Annotated in this window: 13 protein-coding genes; 9 read left to right on the top strand and 4 right to left on the bottom strand. The window is 64.6% G+C overall.

Going from position 1 to position 22,280, the window contains the following annotated elements:
• Positions 1-7: 7 nt before the first annotated feature.
• Both OC450_RS01525 and OC450_RS01520 read right to left on the bottom strand, forming a co-directional pair.
• Positions 8-1,951, bottom strand: coding sequence for a PrkA family serine protein kinase (locus tag OC450_RS01525; protein WP_211384351.1), 1,944 nt, complete (start codon positions 1,949-1,951; stop codon positions 8-10).
• Between the two features lie 297 nt (positions 1,952-2,248).
• Entirely contained in the window at positions 2,249-2,899 is a 651-nt protein-coding gene (locus OC450_RS01520) for an STM3941 family protein (RefSeq protein ID WP_211384350.1), read from the bottom strand.
• A 308-nt stretch (positions 2,900-3,207) separates the two neighbouring features.
• Here OC450_RS01520 and OC450_RS01515 point away from each other — a divergent pair, with 308 nt between their 5' ends.
• The 6 genes from OC450_RS01515 to OC450_RS01490 are packed head-to-tail and all read left to right on the top strand — an operon-like array spanning position 3,208 to position 10,722.
• Positions 3,208-6,057 carry a bifunctional transaldolase/phosoglucose isomerase gene (locus OC450_RS01515; RefSeq protein ID WP_262047036.1) on the top strand — a complete coding sequence of 950 codons (2,850 nt, stop codon included), beginning with the start codon at positions 3,208-3,210 and terminating at the stop codon, positions 6,055-6,057.
• A 13-nt stretch (positions 6,058-6,070) separates the two neighbouring features.
• A complete protein-coding gene (gene gnd, locus OC450_RS01510; protein ID WP_262047035.1) occupies positions 6,071-7,069 on the top strand; it encodes a phosphogluconate dehydrogenase (NAD(+)-dependent, decarboxylating) in 999 nt (332 codons plus the stop codon).
• Positions 7,070-7,097: 28 nt separating this feature from the next.
• A complete protein-coding gene (gene zwf, locus OC450_RS01505) occupies positions 7,098-8,612 on the top strand; it encodes a glucose-6-phosphate dehydrogenase (RefSeq protein WP_211384347.1) in 1,515 nt (504 codons plus the stop codon).
• Positions 8,609-9,358: a 6-phosphogluconolactonase gene (gene pgl, locus OC450_RS01500; RefSeq protein WP_262047034.1), complete on the top strand. Its 750-nt coding sequence runs from the start codon at positions 8,609-8,611 to the stop codon at positions 9,356-9,358. Before zwf ends, pgl begins: the two co-directional genes overlap by 4 nt.
• Entirely contained in the window at positions 9,345-9,875 is a 531-nt protein-coding gene (locus tag OC450_RS01495) for a gluconokinase (RefSeq protein ID WP_211384345.1), read from the top strand. The genes pgl and OC450_RS01495 overlap by 14 nt, the downstream gene beginning before the upstream one ends.
• Before the next feature lie 34 nt (positions 9,876-9,909).
• The gene (locus OC450_RS01490; RefSeq protein WP_256805909.1) at positions 9,910-10,722 is read left to right on the top strand and encodes an HAD family hydrolase; all 813 of its coding nucleotides are present in this window, start codon (positions 9,910-9,912) and stop codon (positions 10,720-10,722) included.
• Between the two features lie 173 nt (positions 10,723-10,895).
• Here OC450_RS01490 and OC450_RS01485 read toward each other — a convergent pair whose 3' ends face one another.
• Together OC450_RS01485 and malQ are read right to left on the bottom strand one after the other, a co-directional pair.
• Positions 10,896-12,701, bottom strand: coding sequence for a glycoside hydrolase family 15 protein (locus OC450_RS01485; RefSeq protein ID WP_262047033.1), 1,806 nt, complete (start codon positions 12,699-12,701; stop codon positions 10,896-10,898).
• Between the two features lie 30 nt (positions 12,702-12,731).
• Positions 12,732-14,693 carry a 4-alpha-glucanotransferase gene (gene malQ, locus OC450_RS01480; protein ID WP_262047032.1) on the bottom strand — a complete coding sequence of 654 codons (1,962 nt, stop codon included), beginning with the start codon at positions 14,691-14,693 and terminating at the stop codon, positions 12,732-12,734.
• Positions 14,694-14,896: 203 nt separating this feature from the next.
• Here malQ and OC450_RS01475 point away from each other — a divergent pair, with 203 nt between their 5' ends.
• Genes OC450_RS01475 through glgB form a run of 3 tightly spaced genes read left to right on the top strand, consistent with a single transcriptional unit; the run spans position 14,897 to position 22,279 of the window.
• Positions 14,897-16,843, top strand: coding sequence for a maltotransferase domain-containing protein (locus tag OC450_RS01475; RefSeq protein WP_262047031.1), 1,947 nt, complete (start codon positions 14,897-14,899; stop codon positions 16,841-16,843).
• Positions 16,844-16,854: 11 nt separating this feature from the next.
• Positions 16,855-20,148, top strand: coding sequence for a maltose alpha-D-glucosyltransferase (treS, locus tag OC450_RS01470; protein WP_262047030.1), 3,294 nt, complete (start codon positions 16,855-16,857; stop codon positions 20,146-20,148).
• The gene (gene glgB / locus OC450_RS01465; protein WP_211384339.1) at positions 20,141-22,279 is read left to right on the top strand and encodes a 1,4-alpha-glucan branching protein GlgB; all 2,139 of its coding nucleotides are present in this window, start codon (positions 20,141-20,143) and stop codon (positions 22,277-22,279) included. Before treS ends, glgB begins: the two co-directional genes overlap by 8 nt.
• The last annotated feature ends 1 nt before the right edge of the window (position 22,280 follow it).

Raw genomic sequence — 22,280 nt, 5'->3', positions numbered from 1 at the left:
ATCCGCCTCAACCGGCTTGCTTCACGCGCATGTACCATTCGACCAGACGGCGAACCTGACGCTCGGTGTAGCCGCGCTCCACCATGCGTGCGACGAACTCGCCGTGCTTCTTCTCCGTCTCGCCGTCCTTCTTCGACCCGAACGAGATGACCGGAAGCAGGTCCTCGACCTGGGAGAATATCCGCTTTTCGATCACATCGCGAATCTTCTCGTAGGAGATCCAGGTCGGATTCTTGCCGCCGTTCTGGGCCCGCGACCGTAACGAGAATTTGACCACCTCGTTGCGGAAATCCTTGGGGTTGGCGATGCCCGCCGGCTTCTCGATCTTGGTCAGTTCCTGGTTCAACAGTTCGCGATCGAGCAGCTGGCCGGTATCTGCATCCTTGAAGTCCTGGTCCTCGATCCAGGCGTCGGCATAGTCGACGTAGCGATCGAACAGGTTCTGGCCGTAATCCGAGTAGGATTCGAGATAGGCCTTCTGGATCTCGTTGCCGATGAACTCGGCATAACGCGGCGCCAGATCCGCCTTGATGAATTCGAGGTAGCGCTTCTCGACTTCCTCGGGCAGCTGCTCGCGCTTGATCGACTGCTCCAGCGCGTACATCAGGTGCACGGCGTCGGCGGCGACTTCCTGCGGATCATGGTTGAAGGTCGCGGCCAGGATCTTGAAGGCAAAGCGCGTGGAGACGCCGTCCATGCCCTCGTCGACGCCGGCGGCGTCGCGATATTCCTGGACACTGCGCGCCTTCGGATCGGATTCCTTCAGGCTCTCGCCGTCGTAAACCCGCATCTTGGCGAACACCGTGGAATTCTCGTGCCGGCGCAGCCGCGACATCACCGAGAACCGCGCCAGCGTCTCCAGCGTCGAGGGCGCGCAAGGCGCGGAGGCGAGCTCGGAGCCCTGGATCAGCTTCTCGTAGATCTTCTGCTCTTCGGTGATCCGCAGGCAGTATGGCACCTTGATCACGCAGATGCGGTCGATGAAGGCTTCGTTGTTCTTGTTGGCCTTGAAGCTCGACCACTCGGCCTCGTTGGAGTGCGCGAGAATGACGCCGGTGAACGGAATCGCGCCGATGTTCTCGGTTCCGATATAGTTGCCTTCCTGCGTCGCGGTGAGCAGCGGGTGCAGCATCTTGATCGGCGCCTTGAACATCTCGACGAACTCGAGCACGCCCTGGTTGGCGCGGTTGAGGCCGCCGGAATAGCTGTAGGCGTCGGGGTCGTTCTGCGCGTAGGTCTCGAGCTTGCGGATGTCGACCTTGCCGACCAGCGAGGAGATGTCCTGGTTGTTCTCGTCACCCGGCTCGGTCTTGGCGATCGCGATCTGGCGCAGCCGCGACGGCTGGATCTTTGCGACCCGAAACTGGGAAATGTCGCCGCCGAAGGCTTCCAGCCGCTTGTAGCACCACGGGCTCATCAGGCCGGTGAGCCGGCGGCGCGGAATGCCGTACTTCTCTTCCAGCATCGGACCGAGCTGATCCGGATCGAACAGGCTGAGCGGGCTCTCGAACACGGGCGAGAGTTCGTCGCCGGCCTTGAGCACGTAGATCGGGTGCACTTCCATCAGCGACTTCAGCCGCTCGGCGAGCGAGGATTTGCCGCCGCCGACCGGGCCGAGCAGATAGAGGATCTGCTTGCGCTCTTCGAGGCCCTGCGCCGCGTGACGGAAGAAACCAACGATGCGCTCGATGGTTTCTTCCATGCCGTAGAAGCCGGCAAAGGCCGGATAGGTGCGGATCGTGCGGTTCAAAAAAATACGGCCAAGGCGTGGGTCCTTGGCCGTGTCAATCGTCTGGGGTTCACCGATCGCTGCTAGCAGTCGCTCGGCCGCATTCGCGTATTTCATGGGATCGCTTCGACACGATTCCAGATATTCCGCCATCGACATGTCGTGCTGGCTTCTCGCCTCGAACGACTTAGCGAAAGCGTTGAATAGCGAATCGTTGTACATGATCCCTCTCCGCGTGAGTTCCGCTACAAGCTGAAACGAAAGCAGTTACCGGACCGTTCCTCAGGCCGGATCGAATCAGCGTGAGCACATGACGATCATTGGACACCCGGGTGTCGACTCGACGCAACGCACAACGTAGGCACTCGTTGAGTTACGAACAGGCACATGCCTGTAATTTGTGCGAATCTCTCTCTATATTGGCGCATTTCCAGAAAATGTCACTCGGTCGCAACATCCGGGCATTACCGGATATGAGGCCATCCGGCGCCGCAGCATAGCGATCGGCGAGCGGCGATCTTATGACGCTTGTACGGCGAAGCCTTGCGCGCCGCGTTCATCTTCCTGCTGCAATGCGGTGCGCGGAGCTCTGGCCGCGTGACAGTCGCGGCAGGCGCGAAGCAGTGTATCAAAATCGGTCGCCAGGTCCTCCGTCCGGATGACGATCCGATCGCCCTGCGCACTTCGGGCCAGGGTGCGGATGCTGCGGAGCTGCCGCTGCAAGGCCGGCGTCGGCGTCAGCACGATCATCTTGCGCCCGCGGCGTTCTTCAGCCGAGATCCTCGCGATCGAGTCCCACAGCAGAAATTCATTGCCGATGCGGAGGTCGCGGATGCCATAGGGGGTGACGACCACCACCGGTCCCCGCTCGGCGGGGAGCATCCAGATCAGCCGGATGGTCAACAGGGCGAACACCGCGACGCCGGCAGAGCCGGCCACGGTATCGTAATCGCCAAGACCGTCCCACCAGTCGAAGGCGAGGGTTGCGCTGAGCAACGTCATCGCGAAGCCCGCCGCGATCAGCAGCCGCAGTTGGACGGTACATGGACCGATTTCGAGGTCGGGGGACGCGTCGACGCATGGGGTCGCCGCGGTCGATGGCGGGCTCTCCGCGATCGCGAGCGTCAGACGGTCATGATGTGCGTGCATGCTTACCCCCAGCATGGCCATTCGCGACCGAGCCACAATGCATCAGGCGGACCGGAATCCGCCGATGGTAATCCGCGCAGCCACGAGCGACGAGGCGAAGCAGCTGACGTTACGCAACCAGACTTCGGCCGATTAACTCACGGCCAACGACTATTTACGCAACTCGGCTTCTTCCACCGGGATCGCCATCATGGCGACGGAGTTACACTGGAGGGTATGACTCCCATACCCTTGATTGGTTCCCTCAAGGAAGCATGTAAGCTAGAGGATAGCGCGTCAGGACCGGCGCGGAAACCCCTCGCCCGCAGGCTTGGAGATAAATAAGCACCATGAATCCCGTCAAAGAACTGGAAAAGCACGGACAAGCCGTCTGGCTGGACTTCCTGGCCCGTGGCTTCATCGCCAACGGCGACCTGAAGCGGCTGATCGAAACCGATGGCGTCAAGGGCGTCACCTCCAATCCCTCGATCTTCGAAAAGGCGATCGGCAGCTCGGACGAGTACGACGCGCCGATCGGCAAGGCGTTGAAGCGTGGCGATCGGTCGGTCGCCGACCTGTTCGAGGCTGTCGCGGTTGAGGACATCCAGAACGCCGCCGACGTGCTGCGGCCGGTCTATGATCGCCTCAAGGGCGGCGACGGCTATGTCAGCCTCGAAGTCTCGCCCTATCTGGCGATGGACACCGCCGGCACGGTCGCCGAGGCACGGCGGCTCTGGAAGGACGTCAATCGCAAGAACCTGATGGTGAAGGTGCCGGCGACGCCGGAAGGCCTGCCGGCGATCGAACAGCTCATCGGCGACGGCATCAGCATCAACATCACGCTGCTGTTCTCCAGGGACGTCTATCTGGAGGTCGCCAAGGCCTATCTCGCCGGTCTGGAGAAATATGTCGCAGGTGGCGGCGACCCCTCGCACGTGGCCAGCGTCGCGAGCTTCTTCGTCAGCCGCATCGACTCGGTGGTCGACAAGCAGCTCGACGAGAAGATCGCCCGCGCCAATGATCCATCCGAGAAGGAGCGGCTCGCGGCGCTGAAGGGCAAGGTCGCGATCGCCAACGCCAAGGTCGCCTACCAGGATTACAAACGCCTGTTCTCGGGCGCGCGGTGGGACAAGCTCGCCGCCAGGGGCGCCAAGCCGCAGCGGATGCTCTGGGCCTCCACCGGCACCAAGAACAAGGACTATAGCGACGTCCTGTATGTCGAGGAGCTGATCGGCCCCGACACCATCAACACCGTGCCCCCGGCCACGCTGGATGCGTTCCGCGACCACGGCAAGCCGCGCGACAGCCTGGAAGAGAACGTCGACGACGCCCGGCGCGTGCTGGAGGAGCTGGAGCGCTCCGGCGTCTCGCTGGACGCCATCACCGAGGAACTCGTCAAGGACGGCGTCAGGCAGTTCGCCGACGCGGCCGACAAGCTGTATGGCGCGGTCGCCCATAAGCGCGCCACCGTGCTCGGCCCCGCGATCGACCGCCAGCTTCTCTCGCTCGGCGACGGGCTCGGCAAGGCGGTGGCCAAGAGCACGGAGGAATGGCGGGCGTCAGCCAGGATCCGCAGGCTCTGGCAGCGCGACAAATCGGTCTGGACAGGCACGGACGAGGACAAATGGCTCGGCTGGCTCGACAGCGCCGCCAAGGCCGACGTCGCCGACTATGAGGATTATGCCAGCCGCGTGAAGGGCCAGAAGTTCTCGGACGCCGTCGTGCTCGGCATGGGCGGATCGAGCCTCGGGCCCGAAGTGCTGGCCGAGACGTTCGCGCGAAAGTCAGGCTTCCCGAAGCTGCATGTGCTCGATTCCACCGATCCGGCGCAGGTGCGGGCGATGGAGGCGAAGATCGACATCGCCAACACCGTCTTCATCGTCTCCAGCAAGTCCGGCGGCACCACCGAGCCGAATGCGATGAAGGACTATTTCCACGAGCGCGTCGCGCAGGCGGTCGGCCCGAAGGTGAAGACCGGCCATCGCTTCATCGCGGTGACCGATCCCGGCTCCTCGCTGGAGAAGGCGGCGAAGAAGCTGAACTACGCGCGAATCTTCCATGGCGAGCCCTCGATCGGCGGTCGCTATTCCGTGCTCTCGCCGTTCGGCCTGGTGCCGGCGGCAACCGCGGGCATCGACGTCAAGACCTTCATCAAGCACGCGCTCGCGATGGCGCGCTCCTGCGGACCGGACGTGCCGCCAGCCGAGAACCCCGGCGTGCAGCTCGGCCTTGCCATGGGCCTTGCGGCGCTCGAAGGCCGCGACAAGGTGACGATCCTGTCGTCGAAGAAGATCGCCGATTTCGGCGCCTGGGCCGAACAGCTGATCGCGGAATCGACCGGCAAGGAAGGCAAGGGCCTGATCCCGATCGACGGCGAGCCGCTGGGCGAGCCCTCGGTCTACGGCAACGACCGGCTCTTCATCGACATCCGTATCGAGGGCGAGGCCGACGCCGCCCATGACTCGCAGCTGGCTGCGATCGAAGCGGCCGGCCATCCCGTCGTGCGCATCGTCATGAAGTCGATCGACCATCTCGGCCAGGAGTTCTTCCGCTTCGAGATGGCAACGGCCGTCGCCGGCAGCATTCTCGGCATCAACCCGTTCGACCAGCCGGACGTCGAAGCGGCCAAGATCAAGACCCGCGAACTCACCGCGTCGTTCGAGAAGACCGGTTCGTTGCCGGCCGAGGAACCGGTGGTCAGCACCGCAGATGCCGATCTCTACACCGACGAGGCAAACGCCGCGGCGCTCCGCGCCGCCGGCGCCAATGGCGACCTCACCTCATGGCTGAAGGCGCATCTTTCCCGCTCCGGTCATGGCGATTACGTCGCCCTGCTCGGCTACATCGCGCGCGACAAGGCGACGATCGACGCACTTCAGGCCATGCGGCTCGAAGTGCGCGAGAAGCGGCATGTCGCAACCTGCGCCGAGTTCGGGCCGCGCTTCCTGCACTCGACCGGGCAGGCCTACAAGGGCGGACCCGACAGCGGCGTGTTCCTCCAGATCACCGCCGACGAGGCCAAGGATCTGGCCGTTCCAGGCCAGAAAGCGAGCTTCGGCGTCATCAAGGCGGCGCAGGCGCGCGGCGACTTCGACGTGCTCACCGAGCGCGGCCGTCGCGCGCTCCGCGTCCATCTGAAGGGCGGGCTCAAGAAAGGTCTCGCGGCGCTCAACGCGGCGCTCAACGACGCGCTGAACTAAGGGAATCCCTCAAATGCAACTCGGCATGATCGGCCTCGGCCGGATGGGCGGCAACATCGTTCGACGCCTGATGCGCCACGGCCATTCGACCGTGGTCTACGATAAGGACGCCAAGGCCGTCGCCGGCCTTGCCGCAGACGGCGCGCAAGGCTCGGCGACGCTGGAAGAGTTCGTCGCCAAACTGGAACGGCCGCGCACCGCCTGGGTGATGCTGCCGGCAGGCCACATCACCGAGACCACGATCGAGACGATCGCGGGCGCGATGCAGGAAGGCGACGTCATCATCGACGGCGGCAACACGTTCTGGCAGGACGACGTCCGCCGCGGCAAGGCGCTGAAGGAGCGCGGTATTCATTATGTCGACGTCGGCACCTCCGGCGGCGTCTGGGGTCTCGACCGCGGCTATTGCATGATGATCGGCGGCGAGAAACCGGTGGTCGACCGGCTCGACCCGATCTTCGCCGCGCTCGCGCCCGGCGCCGGCGACATTCCGCGCACGGAAGGACGTGAGGGCCGCGATCCCCGCATCGAGCAGGGCTACATCCATGCCGGCCCGGTCGGCGCCGGGCATTTCGTCAAGATGATCCACAACGGCATCGAATACGGCCTGATGCAGGCCTATGCCGAAGGTTTCGACATCCTCAAGAACGCCAGCATCGAGGCGTTGCCGGCGGACCATCGCTACGATTTCGATCTCGCCGATATCGCGGAAGTCTGGCGGCGCGGCAGCGTGATCCCGTCCTGGCTGCTCGACCTCACGTCAACCGCGCTCGCCGACAGCCCGGCGCTGGCGGAATATTCCGGCTTCGTCGAGGATTCCGGCGAAGGACGCTGGACCGTGAATGCCGCGATCGACGAGGCGGTGCCGGCCGAAGTGCTGACCGCGGCGCTCTACGCACGTTTCCGTTCCCGCAAGGAACACACCTTCGCCGAGAAAATTCTCTCCGCGATGCGTGCGGGGTTCGGCGGCCACAAGGAGCCGAAGCAGCCGGGTGCTTCGAAACCCAAATAGGGCGCAACAAAGCGAAGGCCAATCGTTCGTGACAAAAGACCCGCAAGTAAAGCGCAAGCCGGAAAATTGCGCCTTCGTCATCTTTGGCGTAACCGGCGATCTCACTCACCGTCTGGTGATGCCATCGCTCTACAATCTTGCCGCCGAGCACCTGCTCCCGGAAAAGTTCTGCGTCGTCGGCGTGGCCCGCAAGAGCCAGTCGGACGGCGAGCTGCGCGACAGCCTCCTGAAGGGCCTGCGCCAGTTCGCAACGCGGCCCGTGGACGACGACATCGCACAGAAGCTGCTGCAATGCGTGACCTTCGTCGAGGCCGATCCGAAGGACCCACCGTCCTTCGACCGCCTGCGCGAGCATCTTGATTCGCTCGAATGCGCGCAGGACACCGGTGGCAACCGGCTGTTCTATCTGGCCACCCCGCCCGCCGCGTTCGCGCCGACCGCGCGCGAGCTCGGCCGTACCGGCATGATGAAGGAGAACGGCGCCTGGCGCCGGCTCGTGATCGAAAAGCCGTTCGGCACCGATCTCGTCACGGCGCGCGCGTTGAACGCCGAGCTGCTGAAGATCATGGACGAGCACCAGATCTACCGGATCGATCATTATCTCGGCAAGGAGACGGTGCAGAACATCCTGGTGCTGCGCTTCGCCAACGGCATGTTCGAGCCGATCTGGAATCGCAACCATATCGACCACATCCAGATCACGGTGGAAGAGAAGCTCGGCGTCGGCCATCGCGGCGGCTTCTACGACGCCACCGGCGCGCTGCGCGACATGGTGCCCAACCATCTGTTCCAGCTGATGTCGCTGGTCGCGATGGAGCCGCCGACCCATTTCGACGCCCATTCGGTCCGCTCCGAAAAGGCCGATGTTCTCTCGGCGATCCAGCAGCCCACCGACGAGGAAGCGCTGAAGAATTCGGTCCGTGCGCAATATCTCGCGGGACGCATCGGCGACGACGAGATTCCGGACTACCGCAAGACCGAGGACGTCAAGCCCGGCAGCACCACCGAGACCTATGTCGCGCTGAAACTGATGATCGACAATTGGCGCTGGGCCGGCGTGCCGTTCTACTTGCGCACCGGCAAGGCGCTGGGCCACAAGCGCACGGAAGTCGCGATCAAGTTCAAGCAGGCGCCGCTGTCGATGTTCTCGGGCACCACGGTCGACCGCCTGTCGCAGAATTTCCTCACGATCGGCATCGCGCCGACCGAGACCATCGAGCTGCAGTTCAACGCCAAGATTCCGGGGCCGAGCATCACCATCGACGGCGTCGAGATGAAGTTTCGCTACGGCGACTATTTTCAGGCCGATCCCTCGACCGGCTACGAAACCCTGATCTACGACTGCATGATCGGCGACAACATCCTGTTCCAGCGCGCCGACGGCGTCGAGGCCGGATGGCAGGCGGTGCAGCCTTTCCTGGACGCCTGGAAGCAGGCCGGCACCAACGGCATCGAGACCTATCAAGCCGGCAGCGACGGCCCGGCCTGCGCCGACGAGCTGCTCCGGCGCGACGGACGAAGCTGGCGGAAGTTTTCGCGATGACGGCGGCCGGCCAGCCCGAGCTGATCGTCGCAGCCGACGCCGAAGCCCTCGCACAGGCCGCGGCCGAACGGGTGACGGCGCGAATCGCGGCCAATCCCGGGCGCATCGCGATCTGCCTGACCGGCGGCTCCAGCCCGAAGAGGCTCTATCGGCTGCTTGGCAGCGACGCCTGGCGTGGCAATATCCCGTGGGAGCGCGTGCACTGGTTCATCGGCGACGAGCGCTTCGTGGCCGAAAGCGATCCCCTCAACAACATGGCGGTCGCGCGCGCGGCCTTTCTCGATCGCAACGCGCCCTCCGGGCATATCCACCCGATCCCGACCACGGCTGACAATCCGGATCAAAGCGCCGAGGCCTATGCGCGCGAGCTGCAGGCTTTCTACGGCGCGGACCAGCTCGATCCGGCACGGCCGCTGTTCGACCTGGTCTTGATGGGCGCCGGACCGGACGGCCACACCGCCTCGCTGTTTCCCGGCTATCCCGCGATCGAGGAGACCGAACGCTGGGTCGTCGGGGTGCCCAAGGCCAATGTGGCGCCGTTCGTGCCGCGGGTCTCGCTCACCCTGCCCGCGCTGGCGTCCTGCCGTGAAATGCTGTTCGAGATTGCCGGGCATGACAAGCAGCCGATCTTGACGCGCCTCCTCAATGGCGAGACTCTGCCGGCGTTGCGCGCGCGCTCGAATGGCGAGACCGTCTGGCTGGTCGACCAGGCCGCGCTTCCGGAGGGAATTCGTGGGCCGCGCTGAAGCACCTTGTGCATTGATCGTGATGGGCGTGTCGGGCTCGGGCAAGAGCACGATTGCGGAAGCGCTGGGCCAGCGGCTCGGCTGGCGCTTCGAGGACGGCGACAGCTTTCATCCCGCCAGCAATGTCGAGAAGATGCGGGCCGGCCACCCCCTCACCGATGAGGACCGCTGGCCCTGGCTCAACGCCATCGCCGACGAGATCGCACGGGTCTGCGAACGCGGCGGGCATGTCATCATCGCCTGCTCGGCGCTGAAGCACACCTATCGTGACGTGCTGCTGCGGGGGCGCGACGACGTCCGCTTCGTCTTCCTGAAGGGCACGAAGGAGCTGATCGCCGACCGGCTCGCGCACCGCAAGGGTCACTTCATGCCACCGGAGCTGCTGACGAGCCAGTTCAACACGCTGGAGCCGCCGGCGACGGGCGAGCACGTCATCACCGTCTCGATCGACGAATCCGTCGAAGCGATCGTGGACGGCATCGTGCGGCAACTGAAACCGCGCGGCACGAAACGCTGAGGCCAATCATCCTCGGGAAAGCCAAGGTCCTGCCATGACGAAAATCGCACTCGTGGTCTCCGACGTCGACGGCACGCTGCTGACCAAGGACAAGACGCTGACGGAACGTGCGAGGTCCGCGGTGCAGCGGCTGCACCAGGCCGGTATCGGCTTCACGATCACGTCGAGCCGCCCCGCGATCGGCATGCGGTTCCTGATCGAGCCGCTGGCGCTCTGGCTCCCGGTCGGCCCGTTCAACGGCTCCTCCATCGTCGATCCCGAGATGCACCCGGTCGAGCAGCATCTGATCCCGGCGACCGCGGCCGAACGGTCGCTGCAGATCCTGCGCGAGTTCGGCGCCGACATCTGGCTGTTCACCACCGACAAATGGCTGATCGACAATCCCGATGGCAAGTACGTCCCCCATGAACAGCACACGATCCGGTCCGATCCGACCGTCGTGACGGATTTTACGCCGTATCTCTCCGGCGCCTGCAAGATCGTCGGCGCCAGCGCCGATGCGGCCGGGCTCGAGGCCTGCGAGAAGGCGATGCAGGAGGCGCTCGGCAGCGCGGCCACCGCCGTTCGCTCGCAGACCTATTATCTCGACATCACCCCGCCCGGCTTCGACAAGGGCACGTTCGTGCAGGCCATGGCCAAGCGGCTCGGTATCTCGACCGACGCGGTCGCCACCATCGGCGACATGCAGAACGATCTCGCGATGTTCCGCGTCAGCGGCACCTCGATCGCCATGGGCAACGCCACCGACAGCGTCAAGGAGCAGGCCACCAACGTCACCTCGAGCAACGAGCAGGATGGTTTTGCCGAGGCGATGGAGATGATCCTGAAGCGGAACGGGGTTGGCTGAACGGGCTTCCGGCTCGCTTCACCTCTCCCCGCTTGCGGGAGAGGTCGCCGCGTAGCGGCGGGTGAGGGTTCTCTCCTCTCGGGGGTTCTCGCCCGGCGGAAACACCCCCACCCCAGCCCTCCCCCGCAGGCGGGAGAGGGAGCGAACCGTCGCTGGCGATGCAGTCAAGGCGTTCACTGCTTCGATCGCTGTACTGCCGGCTTATCGCACTCTTGCCTCGCCGCCGACAGATTGTGCGCAGTGTTGATCAGCGCGATGTGGGTCAGCGCCTGCGGGAAATTTCCGGTCTGGCGCCGCGCAAGGGAGTCATACTCCTCGGCCAGCAGTCCGACATCGTTCGCAAGCGCAGCCACGCGGTCGAACAGCGCCTGCGCCTTGTCGATATTGCCGGACAGCACATGGGCGTCGGCCAGCCACAGGCTGCAGGCGAGGAACGCTCCTTCGATCGGCTGGGTCTCCTCGGACATCTCCCGCGGATCGTGGCGCAGCACAAAGCCGTCACGCAGCAGGTGCTTTTCGACGGCGGCGACGGTGCCGCGGATGCGTGGGTCCTGCGCCGGCAGGAAGCCCACCGCCGGCAGCAGCAGCACGCTGGCATCGAGCAGTTTTGAGCCGTAGGATTCGACGAACGCATTCTCCTCCGCGTCAAAACCCCTGTTGCAGACGTCGCGATGAATCGCATCGCGCAGGGTCCGCCAGTGCAGCAGCGGCGCCTTGAAGCCGAAGGTCTCCGCGCTCTTGATGCCGCGGTCGAAGGCGACCCAGGTCATCACCTTGGAGAAGACATAGTGCTTCGGCTGTCCGCGCCGCTCCCAGATGCCGTGGTCGGGCTGGTCCCAGACTTCGGCGAGATGATCGAGCACGGCGCATTCCAGCGCCCAGGTCGCTTCATCGTCGAGCTTCAGCTTGGCCATGCGCGACTGGTGGAAGGCGTCGATCAACTCGCCGTAGACGTCGAGTTGCAGCTGCGCATGCGCGGCATTGCCGACCCGCACCGGCTGCGCGCCCTCGTAGCCGTCGAGCCAGTCGGCCTCCCATTCCAAAAGCCGCCGCTGGCCCCAGATGCCGTACATGATCTGCATGTTCGCCGGCGACCCCGCGGCGGCGCGCAACAGCCAATTGTGCCAAGCCGAGGCTTCCTCGGTATAGCCCGAGTTCATCAGCGCCAGCAGCGTGAAGGTGGCATCGCGCAGCCAGCAGAAGCGGTAATCCCAATTCCTGGCACCACCGAGCTTCTCCGGCAATGACGTGGTCGGCGCCGCGACGATGCCGCCGGTCGGGGCGAAGGTCAGCGCCTTCAGCGTGATGAGCGAGCGCATGATCAGATCGTGATACTCGCCGTCATGCGTGGAGCGGCTTGACCAGTCATTCCAGAATTTTTCGGTCTCCTGGAGCGCGAGCTCCGGGTCGATCGGCGCGGGCGGATCGAGATGCGAGGGGCCGTAGGTCAGCACGAACGGCACGGTGTCGCCTTGCTTCACCTCGAAATCGGACACCGTGGTCATATCCTCGCCGCGAGTCTTCGCCGTCGTCCGCAGCACGGTCATATCCTGGCCGGCGACCGCCAGCAGGGAATGGTCGATCCGCCGCACCCAGGGGATATCGACGCCGAAGCCGAAGCGGATCACGAGCTCCATCCGCAGCTTCACAGTGCCGCTGACACCGCGCACCAGCCGCACGATGTCGGAGGCCTTGCCGCGCGGCGGCATGAAGTCGATCAGCGCGACGGTGCCGGTCTTCGTCTCAAAGCGTGTCTCGAGGATGAGGGTATGGCCGAGATAGCGGCGCGAGGTCGCGGTGACGTCCTCGCTCGGCGCGATCAGCCAGCGCCCGTTCTTGGGCGTGCCGAGGATCGCGGCAAAACAGGCATCGGAATCGAAGGCCGGCCAGCACAGCCAGTCGATCGAGCCGTTGCGTCCGACCAGCGCCGCCGTCTCGCAGTCGCCGATCAGCGCGTAGTCTTCGATCTTCTGAGACAATGTTTTGCGAGCCTAAAAAATCCCCGGCGATCAACTCCCGCCGATCAAGGAACGTTCCCGTGTGGCGGCCTTCAAAGCTGCGAGATCGACCTTGGTCGCGATCTTGTCGAGCGCAACGGGCAGGCGCTGGCGCCAGTTCGGATGCTCGTCGATCGTGCCGGGAATGTTGGGCTGGTCGATCACGCCGAGCAGATCCTCCATCGACACCGCCAGCAGCCGCGACGGCGTGCGCGACAGGAAGGCGAGCACCGAATAGAGATCGTTGGCGCTGATGCTGTTCTGGCGCAGGATCTCGTCGAGCCTGCCGAGCGCGTCCCAGCGCGCCTGATCGCTCTCGCCGGGGTCCAGCCCGAGCGACAGCTTAACCCTGAGATCGCTGAAAGAGCGCCAGCCCGCATAGGTGCAGAGGTCGTGCGTGTTCAGCGTCACCAGCGCGTTCGGCCGATAGAAGTCGATGTTGCGAAAATGGCCGGAATCGTCGCGCTCGAACATCATGACGAGATAGGACCAGATGCCGAAATCCTGCATGGTCTCGCGAAAACCTTCCGGCACGGTGCCGAGGTCCTCGCCGATCACGATGCATTGATGCACCGTGCTCTCGCGTGCGATGGCGCCGAGCAGCGCCTCGAACGGCATCTGCACATAGGCGCCATTGTCGGGCTTGAAACCGCGTGGCACCAGATAAAGCCGCTTCAATCCCAGCACGTGATCGATCCGGATGGCGCCGGCGTGGCGCATCGAGGCGGCGAGCATGTCGGCGAACGGCACGAAGGATTGCGCTTCGAGGCCGCCCGCATTGAAGCCGGCAAGACCCCAATCCTGGCCGACGGTGTTGAGCACGTCGGGCGGCGCGCCGACGGCGAGATGGCGGGAAATTGCCGCCTGCTCGTTCCAGGCATCGAAGCCGTTGGACTGCACGCCGACGGCGACGTCGAGATAGAGCCCGACGCGCATGCCGAGTTGGATGGAAAGCTCCTTGGCGGCCTGCAACTGCGAATCTGCCGTCCATTGCACGAATTCGATGAATTCGACATCGCGCTTGTCGGGACCGTTGCGCAACTCGGCGCACTTGGCCTCGTCAGGCTGCTGCCATTCGGACGGCCATTCCCACCACGGTCCAGTGAAGCGATGCCGCAGCACCTCGAAGCAGGCAAAGCGGGACAATAGCGGCGCGCGGTCGGCCCGGAAGGCGTCGAACTGGTTGCGGCGGACGCCGCTCGCGCTGGTCACGAAGCTGCCATAGGCGGCGCGCAAGCCCAGCCACTTCAAGGCCGCCATGTCGGCATAGGGCACACGATCGCCTTCACGCAGGCGCGCGGCGGTCGCGGCCGCGTCGGGGACGAGATCCGCGGTAAATTCCGGGATCGCCTCGACGTCGATATAGAGCGGATTGAGAAACAACCGGCTGTTCGGCGAATAAGGACTGCAATCGGCCGGATGATTGTCGAACAGCACATGCAGGGGATTGAGCCCGACGCCGTCGGCACCGAGCTGCTTGGCGAGCCGGACGAGATCGGCAAGGTCGGTGAAATCGCCGATGCCCCAATTGCGCTCCGAGCGGACGCCGTAGAGCTGCACGGCGAGCAGCCAGCCGCGGTCGAAATCGCCGCCAAAGGCCCGTTCGGGCGCCACGATCATCGGCACCTCTTCCGCGACACCCTTGGCATCGGTGAGCGTCAACCGGTGATATCCGAGCGGCAGATCGGCGGGCCAGGCGATCACGGGCTCGCGCGTCTCGCCCTGCGCAATCACATTGCCGTTTGCGCGCAATGTCCATTGCAGCGGCGGCGCGCCCATCGTCGCCAATTCGGTGCGCGGATGTCCCAGGGCCCGGACCACCACGGGCCCGCTGACGAAGCGGTAAACCCGCTTCTCCGGCAGGGCGTCGAGGATGGATTTGAGCGCCACGGGATCGGTAACCCGCAACTTTCCGAGGGCATCGACGAATTCGGACTGAACGCCCTTGATCCGGGCTTGAGCTAAAAGATCCATTCGGCACGCAGCTTGCAGGCCATTTTTGGGCCGGGGGCATCGATTTTAACGAGGTGGTGGAAGACGTTAGTCGGAGTCAACTCGCAAACCGCGCTGACCGTTCCCAGGGAACTAATGACACACAACCGGCTTTCTATATAGGTACCAAGCGTAGGTTCCCGACAAGGGAAACGGGGTCCTGCTTTCTTGTCAATGGCATCACCGTGAACAAGACAATTCAAACTGTCGAAAGTGCCGCAGCCGGCAGCGCTTTCCTCATCGAAGACGTCTACCCCTCGATCGACGGCGGTCGCTTTGCCGTGAAACGGATCGCGCGCGAACGGGTCGAGGTCTGGGCCGACGTCTATCGCGACGGCGACGCCGTGATCGGCGCCGCGCTGATCTGGCGCGGTGAGCAGGACCGGGACTGGCGGAGCGAGCCGATGATCCATCGCGGCAATGATCGTTGGTCCGGCGCATTCACGCCAGTCGAGCCCGGCCAGTATGTCTACGCCATCGAAGCCTGGACCGACGAGTTCGCGACCTGGTCTCATGGGGTAGCGTGCAAGCAACGCACCGGCGCGGATGTCAGCCTCGACGCGATCGAGGGCGCCGGCCTTCTGACCAAGGCGCATGGCGCGCAGCAGGACGCCGCGGCCGTCATCGTCAGACAGTGCGAGAATTATCTTCAGACCGGGGACGTCGCCCCGTTGCTTTCAACCGAGCTCGGTGAAGCCATGGCCGAGAGCCAGTCGCGGCCCGACCTCACCCGCTCGGTGCCCTTCCCGCTGATCGTCGACCGCGACAAGGCGCGCTTTGGGGCCTGGTATCAGATCATGCCGCGGAGCCAGAGCCGGATCCCGGGCCGGCACGGCACGCTCCGCGATTGCATTGCGCGCGTGCCCGACATCGCCGCGATGGGGTTCGACGTGCTCTACCTCACGCCGATCCACCCGATCGGCCGCACCCGCCGCAAGGGCCGCAACAATGCGCCGGTGGCGACCGAGGGCGATCCCGGCTCGCCTTATGCAATCGGTGCCGCCGAGGGCGGGCACGATGCGCTGCATCCCGAGCTCGGCACGATCGAGGATTTTCGCGCGCTGGTCGCGACCTGCCTCGAATACGGCCTCGAGCTGGCGCTCGACTTCGCCGTGCAATGCTCGCCGGATCATCCCTGGCTGACGCAGCATCCGGAATGGTTCAAATGGCGGCCGGACCGTTCGGTGCGGACGGCAGATGGCCCCTATTCGGACATCATCATCCCCGATTTCGCCTCGGTCGACCGGATCGGGCTTTGGAACGCCTTCCGCGACGCCATGCTGTTCTGGATCGACCATGGCGTCACCATCTTCGCCATCGACAATCACGATACCGCGCCGCTTCCATTCTGGGAGTGGCTGATCCGCGACATCCGCCGCCGGCATCCCGAGGTGATCCTGTTCTCCAAGACTTTTGCGCGGCCGAAGCTGATGAAGGGCCTCGCCAAGCTCGGCTTTGCGCAATCCTTCAGCTACTTCCCGTGGCGGACGGCAAGGTGGGAACTGGAGCAATATCTCGGCGAGCTGACGCGCTATCCCGAGCGCGACTTTTATCGGCCGAACCTGTTCGTGAGCACGCCCGACCTGCTGCCCTATCATCTCCAGAGCGGCGAGACCTGGGCGTTCAAATCGCGCGTCGCGTTGGCCGCGACGCTGTCCGGCAATTACGGCGTCTACAGCGGCGTCGAGCTGCTGGAGCACGAAGCGGTCCCGGGCCGCGAGGAATATCTCGATTCCGAGAAATACCAGATCAAGCAGCGCGACTGGGACAAGCCCGGCAATATCAAGCCCTACATCACGCAGCTCAACCGCATCCGCAGTGAGAATGCGGCGCTTCAGCAGACCGCCGATTTGCGCTTCCTCGGCATCGAGGACGGCGAGACGATCGCCTTCGCCAAAGAGGCCACCGATCCCGCCAATACCGTCGTCGCGGCCATCGCGCTCTCGCGCCATGCGCGGGAATTCTGGTTGCCGCTCGGCGACCTCACCATCGACGTCGGCGGCGAGCGCCGCCACGTCACCGCGCTCGAAAACCTCCTCACCGGCGAACAGTCCCGCATCGAATGGGGCGGGATCAAGTTGCGTATCGATCCCGACCGTGATCCGGCGCTGCTGTTCCGCTGCCTGGCGTAAGGGGCCACGCCATGAATGTTCTGTCTTCCGTCGACACCAAGAAAGCCGAGGCTGCCGAGATCGTGGACGAGCTCTGGTACAAGGACGCCATCATCTACCAGCTCCACGTCAAGGCGTTTGCCGACAGCAACCATGACGGCGTCGGCGACTTCGCCGGGCTGACCGAAAAGCTGCCCTATCTTCAGGAGCTCGGCGTCACCGCGCTGTGGCTGCTGCCGTTCTATCCTTCGCCCGGCCGCGACGACGGCTACGACATCGCCGACTACGGCTCGGTCAATCCCGATTTCGGGACGATGAAGGATTTCAAGCGCTTCATCCAGGAAGCGCAGAAGCGCGGCCTGCGCGTCATCACCGAGCTCGTCGTCAACCACACCTCGGACCAGCACACGTGGTTCAAGCGCGCGCGCCGCAGCCATCCGGGCTCGAGCGCCCGCAACTGGTATGTCTGGAGCGACACCGACCAAAAATACCAGGGCACCCGCATCATCTTCACCGACACGGAAAAGTCCAACTGGACCTGGGATCACGAGGCCGGTGCGTTCTACTGGCACCGCTTCTTCTCGCACCAGCCGGACCTCAATTTCGACAATCCGCGCGTCGTCAGCGCGCTGATCCAGGTGATGAAGCGCTGGCTCGATGCCGGCGTCGACGGCTTCCGGCTCGACGCCATTCCCTATCTGTGCGAGCGCGAAGGCACCTCGAACGAGAACCTCCCCGAGACGCACGCCATCATCAAGCGGCTGCGGCAGGAGCTGGATTCCTACTCCAAGGGCAAGCTTCTGCTGGCCGAGGCCAATCAATGGCCGGAAGACGTGCAGGAATATTTCGGCCGCGGCGACGAATGCCACATGGCCTACCACTTCCCGCTGATGCCGCGCTTCTACATGGCGATCGCGCAGGAGGACCGTTTCCCGATCACCGACATCCTGCGCCAGACGCCGGATATTCCGGCGAGCTGCCAATGGGCGCTGTTCCTGCGCAACCATGACGAGCTGACGCTGGAGATGGTCACCGACGTCGAGCGCGACTATCTCTGGACCACCTACGCCAACGATCCCCGCGCCCGCATCAATGTCGGCATCCGCCGCCGCCTCGCGCCGCTGATGGACAACGACCGCCGCAAGATCGAGCTGATGAACTCGCTGCTGCTGTCCTTCCCCGGCACGCCGATCATCTATTACGGCGACGAGATCGGGATGGGCGACAACATCTATCTCGGCGACCGCAACGGAGTGCGCACGCCGATGCAGTGGAGCCCTGACCGCAACGGCGGGTTCTCGCGCTGCGACCCGGCCCGCCTCTACGCGCCGCTGATCATGGACCCCGTCTACGGCTACGAATCGGTGAACGTGGAGGCACAGTCGCGCAGCCTGTCCTCGCTGCTCAGCGCGACCAAGCGCCTGATCTCGGTGCGCAAGTCGACGCTCGCCTTCGGCCGCGGCACCATGACTTTCATCCGTCCGGCCAACCGGTCCGTGCTGGCCTATGTCCGTCAGTATCGCGGCGAGGTGATCCTCTGCGTCGCCAATCTTTCGCGCGCTGCGCAAGCGACAGAACTCGACCTGTCGCCGTGGAAGGACCGCATCCCGCAGGAAATGCTCGGCCGCAGCCGCTTCCCCGCGATCGGCGAACTGCCCTACATGATCACGCTCGGACCCTATGGGTTCTACTGGTTCCAGCTCCAGGAGCGCGACAAGTCCGAGCCAGTGACACCAAGCGCGGTGCCGGAATTCGAGACGCTGGTCGTGCCGGTGAATTCGACCTGGGTGTCGCTGGCGCGCGAGCGCGGCGTGTTCGAGCACGAGGTGCTGCCGGGATTCCTGTCGCGCACGCGCTGGTTTCCCGAGCAAAGTCCCAAGCACATCAAGCCGACGCTGACCTCGGCGGTGCCGTTCTGCGACATCGGCGACAACCGGCCCTGGATCGCGTTTTTCGAGACGGCGCGGGACGAGGTCAAGACGCGCTACGTGCTGCCGATGCAGATCGAGTGGGTGCGCTTCGACCGCGAACGCTTCAACCCGAAGGCGCTCGCCGCCGTCCGCCAGGGCGCGCGCGAGGGCACACTGCTCGACGTTGCGACGGAGCAGATCTTCATAGGTCTGTTCCTGCGCAATTTGTCGCAGAACCTGGTGGTGGAGGAGAACAATCTCCGGCTGGAGTTCAAGGCGACCAGCCGGTTCGCCGACTACTCCATCAAGGAGCCCGAGCGCATCCGCGCCGTCGAGCAGTCCAACAGCACCGCGCTGGTCGACAACCAGTATGTCGCCAAGATCTATCGCCAGCTCGAAAGCGGCATCAATCCCGAGATCGAGATCGGCACCTACCTCACCGAGGTCGCCCGCTTTAGCAACACGCCGGCGCTGCTCGGCAGTGTCGAGCTGGTCGAAGGCGACAGCCGCAGCGCGCTCGGCGTGCTGCACGCCTATGTCGAGAACCAGGGCGACGGCTGGGCCGTCACTGCCGGCTATCTCGACCGCTATATCGACGAGCAGCGAGTACTGCCGCCGGGCGAGATGGCGCACGAGACCCAGGAGCAGGCACCCTATCTGCACTTCATGGCGCAGATCGGCAGGCGGCTCGCAGAACTGCATGTGGCTCTCGCCGCCGCGAAGCCCGGCGATCTCGCGCCGGAGCCGATCGGCTCCGCACACGCCAAGCGCTGGGCATCCGACCTCAAGGCACGGGCCGAACGCGTCTTCGAACGGCTGGCCGACAGCCGCGACGGCCTGCGCGAGGCGGACCGGCCGCTGATCGATCAGCTCACGGCGGCGCGTGCGACGCTGTCCGACCGGCTGAATGTGCTCTTGCCATCCGACATCGGCGGATTGAACATCCGTCATCATGGCGACTTCCGCCTCGGGCAAACTCTGATCGTGAAGGACGACATCTTCATCATCGACTTCGACGGCGATCCGCGTCTGCCGCTGGCCGACAAGCGGCGCAAGGCACCTGCCGCGCGTGACGTCGCCGGCCTGATCCGCTCGATTGATCTTTCGGTCAACGCGGCGCTCTACCGCGCGCTCGCGGGCGCCTCCGACGAGCAGGGCCGGCTTACGGCCGCGCTCGACGAATGGCGCGAGCGCGCCGCCGCGACGTTCCTCACCGCCTACCGGGAAGCCATGACCGATCGGCGGCTGTGGCCGGAAGAGCGGCAATCCGCGGCAGGCCTGTTAAGGTTTTTCCTGCTTGATCGAGCGTTCGACGAAGTAGAGTACGAGCTGTCCCACCGGCCTGAGGGGCTCCATGCGCCGCTGTCCGGACTGCTTCGCATTCTGACCAGTACCGAGAGCGAAGCCCATGCCTAAACTCCCAGCCGAAGCCTACGCGATCATCGAGGGCCGCCATTCCGACCCCTTCCACTATCTCGGGCTGCACCCCGAGGGCGGCAAGAGCGTGGTACGCGCGTTTCTTCCCGAAGCCTCCAATGTCGAGGCGGTCGGCGAGCACGGCGAGGTGGCGACGCTCGACCGCGTCCATGCTTCGGGCCTGTTCGTCGGCGCCCTGCCGAACGGCTCGAAGCGCTATCAGCTCCGCGCAAAGTTCGGCAACGACGTCGTCGAGTTCGAGGACGCCTATCGCTTCCCGCCGATCCTGACCGATTTCGATCTCTATCTGCTCGGCGAGGGCACCCATCAGCGCCTTTACGACAAGCTCGGCGCGCATCCGATGCGGCTCGAAGGCATCGACGGCATCGGCTTCGTGGCGCTGGCGCCCAATGCGCGGCGCGTGTCGGTGGTCGGCGACTTCAACTTCTGGGACGGGCGGCGCCATCCCATGCGGGTGCGCGGCGCCGGCTACTGGGAATTGTTCATTCCGCACGCCAAGGCGGGCGACCACTACAAGTTCGAGATCATTGGGCCGCACGGCCACTTGCTGCCGCTGAAATCCGACCCGATGGCGTTTGCGAGCGAAGTGCGTCCGAAGACCGCCTCCATCGTGTTCGACGAGGCGCATCTGCCTCGGCCGCGTCCGATTCCCGACGGCATCAACGCGCTGTCGGCGCCGATGTCGATTTACGAGGTTCATCTCGGTTCATGGCGACGCAAGAACGGCGGTGAATGGCTCACCTATCGCGAGCTCGCCGAGCAGCTGCCGGCCTATGCCCGCGACATGGGCTTCACCCATCTCGAATTCCTTCCCGTCAGCGAGCATCCGTTCGACGGCTCCTGGGGCTATCAGCCGACCGGCCTCTATGCGCCGACCAGCCGCTTCGGCACGCCGGAGGATTTCGCCGCGCTGGTCGATGCCTGCCATCGGGAGGGCGTCGGCGTGCTGCTCGACTGGGTGCCCGGCCATTTCCCGGACGACCCGCACGGGCTCGGCAGCTTCGACGGCACCGCGCTCTACGAGCACGCCAATCCGCTCCAGGGCCGCCATCTCGACTGGGGCACGCTGATCTACAATTACGGCCGCACCGAAGTGACGAATTTCTTGGTGTCGAACGCGTTGTTCTGGCTGGAGCGCTACGCCATCGACGGCCTGCGCGTCGATGCGGTCGCCTCGATGCTCTATCTCGACTACAGCCGGCCGCCGGGCGCGTGGATTCCGAACCAGTATGGCGGCCGGGAAAACATCGAGGCGATCAACTTCCTGCGCCGCTTCAACACGGAAGTCTTCGCCCGCTTCCCGCAGGCAACCACGGCCGCCGAAGAGTCCACCGCCTGGCCGCAGGTCTCGCGCCCGGTCGAATTCGGCGGGCTCGGCTTCGGCTACAAGTGGAACATGGGCTGGATGCACGACACGCTGAACTACATCAGCAAGGATCCGATCCACCGCAAGCATCATCACGGCGACATCCTGTTCGGCCTGCACTACGCCTTCTCGGAAAACTTCATCCTGCCGCTGTCGCATGACGAGGTCGTGCACGGGAAGCGCTCGATCCTGGGCCGCATGCCCGGCGACGAATGGCAGCGCTTTGCGAATCTGCGCGCCTATTACAGCTTCATGTTCGGCCATCCCGGCAAGAAGCTGCTGTTCATGGGCGCGGAGATCGCGCAAAGCCGCGAATGGAATCACGACCAGTCGCTCGACTGGCACCTGCTCGAATACAAGTTCCACTCGGGCATCCAGGCGCTGATCCGCGACCTCAACCGGCTCTATCGCGCGGTGCCGGCTCTGCACCAGATGGACTGCGACCAGGCCGGTTTCGAATGGCTGGTCACGGATGACGCCAACCGCAACGTGTTCGCCTGGCTGCGCAAGGGATTCGACGAGCACGCCAGGTGCATGGTGATCGTCAATTTCTCGCCCAACGTCTACCAGAACTACCGCGTTCGCGTGCCGTTCGGCGGCAAATGGAAGGAAGTTCTCAACTCGGACTCCGCCCATTACGGCGGCAGCAATGTCGGCAATATCGGCGAGGTCCAGGCGGTCAATGGCGAGCTCCGCCTCACCATTCCGCCGCTCGCCGCGATCTTCCTCGTTCCGGAAAGCTGAC

The organism is Bradyrhizobium sp. Bra78 (assembly GCF_024519855.1).
In the GTDB taxonomy this organism is placed as follows: domain Bacteria; phylum Pseudomonadota; class Alphaproteobacteria; order Rhizobiales; family Xanthobacteraceae; genus Bradyrhizobium; species Bradyrhizobium japonicum_G.
This window is presented reverse-complemented; position numbering and strand designations above follow the sequence as displayed.

Excerpts from the sequence above, each read along its gene's own strand:
- OC450_RS01490 (WP_256805909.1), top strand. The coding sequence starts at position 9,910 with ATGACGAAAATCGCACTCGTGGTCTCCGACGTCGACGGCACGCTGCTG.
- pgl (WP_262047034.1), top strand. The coding sequence starts at position 8,609 with ATGACGGCGGCCGGCCAGCCCGAGCTGATCGTCGCAGCCGACGCCGAA.
- treS (WP_262047030.1), top strand. The coding sequence starts at position 16,855 with ATGAATGTTCTGTCTTCCGTCGACACCAAGAAAGCCGAGGCTGCCGAG.
- OC450_RS01515 (WP_262047036.1), top strand. The coding sequence starts at position 3,208 with ATGAATCCCGTCAAAGAACTGGAAAAGCACGGACAAGCCGTCTGGCTG.
- OC450_RS01525 (WP_211384351.1), bottom strand. The coding sequence starts at position 1,951 with ATGTACAACGATTCGCTATTCAACGCTTTCGCTAAGTCGTTCGAGGCG.
- gnd (WP_262047035.1), top strand. The coding sequence starts at position 6,071 with ATGCAACTCGGCATGATCGGCCTCGGCCGGATGGGCGGCAACATCGTT.
- OC450_RS01520 (WP_211384350.1), bottom strand. The coding sequence starts at position 2,899 with ATGGCCATGCTGGGGGTAAGCATGCACGCACATCATGACCGTCTGACG.
- malQ (WP_262047032.1), bottom strand. The coding sequence starts at position 14,693 with ATGGATCTTTTAGCTCAAGCCCGGATCAAGGGCGTTCAGTCCGAATTC.
- glgB (WP_211384339.1), top strand. The coding sequence starts at position 20,141 with ATGCCTAAACTCCCAGCCGAAGCCTACGCGATCATCGAGGGCCGCCAT.